The sequence below is a fragment of the Neobacillus vireti genome (assembly GCF_036962465.1).
Classification (GTDB): domain Bacteria; phylum Bacillota; class Bacilli; order Bacillales; family Cytobacillaceae; genus Neobacillus; species Neobacillus vireti_B.
This window is the reverse complement of sequence record NZ_JBALNF010000029.1, coordinates 35,968-38,702: the sequence shown is the minus strand read 5'-3', so window position 1 is coordinate 38,702 and position 2,735 is coordinate 35,968. Positions and strand designations below refer to the sequence as shown.

Sequence of the window (2,735 nt, the reverse complement as noted above, 5' to 3'; positions counted from 1 at the left end):
AGTAGGACGTTGCCAGGCAAAAAGACAACCTGAATGGGTTGTCTTTTTTATTTCCAATAAACATGATGTTAGGATTTGTAGTTCAATGGTTATATAATGAAAATAATTTCTTGAAGAAAAATGTTTTACTGAGAGGAAAAATAAAATGAACATCCTTTTATCTTTTTTACAGACTTTCCTAATTAGTTTTTTAGAAATGTTTTATCTGGTAGGTATGATTATAATCATTGGCTTAATCTTAGGAGTACTTGAACGGTTATCTAATACATATTTAGTACGTACCTTCGGGGCAAAAGGAGTTATGGTGACAGCATGGATTGGAACACCCATTCATGAAATTGGTCATCTTATTCAGTGTTTTATATGGGGACATCGTGTTTCAAGGATCAAATTACTTCAATTAAATCATCCATCCGGGATTCTTGGTTATGTAGAACATCACTATAATCCGAATAGTATGTATCAGCAAGTCGGAAACTTTTTCATTGGGTTAGGCCCCATTTTTAGTGGTATCGGCTCAATTATTCTAGGTATGTATCTTTTGATCCCAGAATCTTTTTTAGCTTTTAAGACAGAAGTGGAGCAACGTATTAAATTTCAGCAGCTTGATATTACTCTTTTAAAAACAATTGTGGAATCAGTTTCGGTTATCAGTAAGAATCTTTTTACATTAGAAAATTTAATAAATCCTTTTTTTTGGATTTTTTTAGTGATGGCTTTTAGTATTTCTTCACATATTGCATTGAGTACGGCGGATATTAGGGGGGCAGTTAAAGGGTTAAGCATGATATATTTCATTCTATTCTTGTTTAATATCATATCTAGATTTCTTAATTGGGATACTTATGAAATGATCATAAAACTAGCAGGATATAATGCTTATGTCCTTGCTTTTGGGAGTATTGCATTACTGTTTTCCTTTATTACTCTAGTTATTAGTGCTCTTCTTTTTAATGTAAAAAAACTATGGGTTCGATAGAATTCGCTAATTTATGATTTACTCGGACTGTACAGGTAGAAAAAATGATGAGAACTGTCCGAAGTTAAGATTAGTTCGGACAGCACGAGCCAAAAATCAATAAGAACTGTTCGAAGTTAAGCTTAGTTCTGACGGCACAAGGCAAAAATCAATAAGAGCTTTACGAAAGTTGAGGTTAGTTCGGACAGCACGAGCCCAAAAACGATGGGAGAAGTCCGAAGCTAGGGCCAGTTCGGTCAGCATGGAGCCAAAAATGTTGGGAGCTGTCCGAAGAAAAGGCCAGTTCGGACAATATGAGACAAAAATCGATGAGAGCTGTCCGAAGTCAAAGTCAGTTTAGACAGAATTAGCCAAAAGCAAATGAGAGCTGTCTGATGTCAAGGGGTATTTCAGACGCATAAGCTAAAAATCCTCCAAAAATTGCTTAAGACAGCTCGGACAGCTATCAAAATATATTTTGCCTCTGTTCAAATGCTGTGCCTATCTGCTTATTTTTAGCATAAAAACTCGCTGTCATAATTATTGAAAGAATGCCAAAAACAAGACACATGAATTGAAGGCCAATTAAATCTAAAAGAAAGCCCGACAACAAAAGGACAATTTGATATGTGACTCGGTCTAGCATATTCCGAAAGGAGAAAAAACGACCATGATAGTGCTTTGGTACCTGCGTTTGAAAGATTGTAGCAGCAGTAGGAAAAAAACTGCCGACTGAATATCCAAATAATAGAAAAGCAATCACTGTAATAAGTGGATTAGCCGCAAAATAGAGCAAAAGCTGTGATATCCCAATCATAAATGAACTGCCAAACAAGACAACGTAAGGGGATAACTTATTATTTATTTTTCTAATCAAAATGGCACCAATCATAAACGAGATTCCTTCAGCGGCATATACCCAGCCTTTAATAGCTGTACTATCCTGGATTTCACTGATGTTAATGACCATCAAGTTAAATCCGCCAAGAAAAAGAGTAGGGACAATGGTTATTAATAAGGTCATTAAGACGATAGGAACGCTATTAATAATGGGAAATACCTGTTTAAATCCTGTCTTTTCAATTGGCTGCTTTACCAGATTAAGATCCCTATTTTCATTAATATCCAAGAAAAAGGTAAGGATAAATAAACCGACGTAAGTTACCAATGACCCAATATATAAAAAAGAAAGAGGGAGGACCACTAATAAGAAACCGCCAAGTGCTGTCCCGATAATTCTGGAGAGTGTTGACACATTCATATGAATACCATTCAACTGAAGTAAATCCTTTTCATCTGCAACTAATGGTAAGGCTGCCTGCAGCGCGGGAAAGTAGAATGCCGCAGAGATCTGAAGCAGGATAAGAAATACAACCATCCACCAAATAGCGCCTGTCGAAATCGCGATAAGCATAAAAACAACACTAATGATTCGAATAAGACCTGCAATAAGCATTACATACTTTTTACTTGAACGATCCGTTAGTCTGCCTGCATAGGGCCCAAATGCTAATCCAGCTATAAGTCCGATTGTTATAAGGAGTGATTTTAAAAAATCTGAGGGAACCTTTTCCTGCATAAATTGCAAATCACCAATGAGGCCGAGCCATAATCCTAAACCAGCGATAAATTCCCCCGTTAATAGAATCCATATATTTCTGTTTCTCCACATAATGTTGTCCCCTCAATCATTTGCTCTTTAAATTACTATTTTACCATAAGTTTTTTTGATTTTTGGCTGTTTTAATCTTGAATGTTGATTTCCGCTCCAGGCGGC

At 36.1% G+C, this 2,735-nt stretch carries 2 protein-coding genes; one reads left to right on the top strand and one right to left on the bottom strand.

Translation table 11 applies throughout. The annotated features are described in order from the left end of the window. Positions 1-145 precede the first annotated feature (145 nt). On the top strand, positions 146-979 hold the full coding sequence (locus V7077_RS13045) for a hypothetical protein (RefSeq protein WP_335502156.1): 834 nt from the start codon (positions 146-148) through the stop codon (positions 977-979). 445 nt (positions 980-1,424) lie between these two features. Here V7077_RS13045 and V7077_RS13040 read toward each other — a convergent pair whose 3' ends face one another. After that, the gene (locus tag V7077_RS13040) at positions 1,425-2,630 is read right to left on the bottom strand and encodes an MFS transporter (protein ID WP_335502154.1); all 1,206 of its coding nucleotides are present in this window, start codon (positions 2,628-2,630) and stop codon (positions 1,425-1,427) included. Positions 2,631-2,735: the final 105 nt, after the last annotated feature.

Coding starts and splice junctions, on each gene's coding strand:
- V7077_RS13045 (WP_335502156.1), top strand. CDS start 146: ATGAACATCCTTTTATCTTTTTTACAGACTTTCCTAATTAGTTTTTTA.
- V7077_RS13040 (WP_335502154.1), bottom strand. CDS start 2,630: ATGTGGAGAAACAGAAATATATGGATTCTATTAACGGGGGAATTTATC.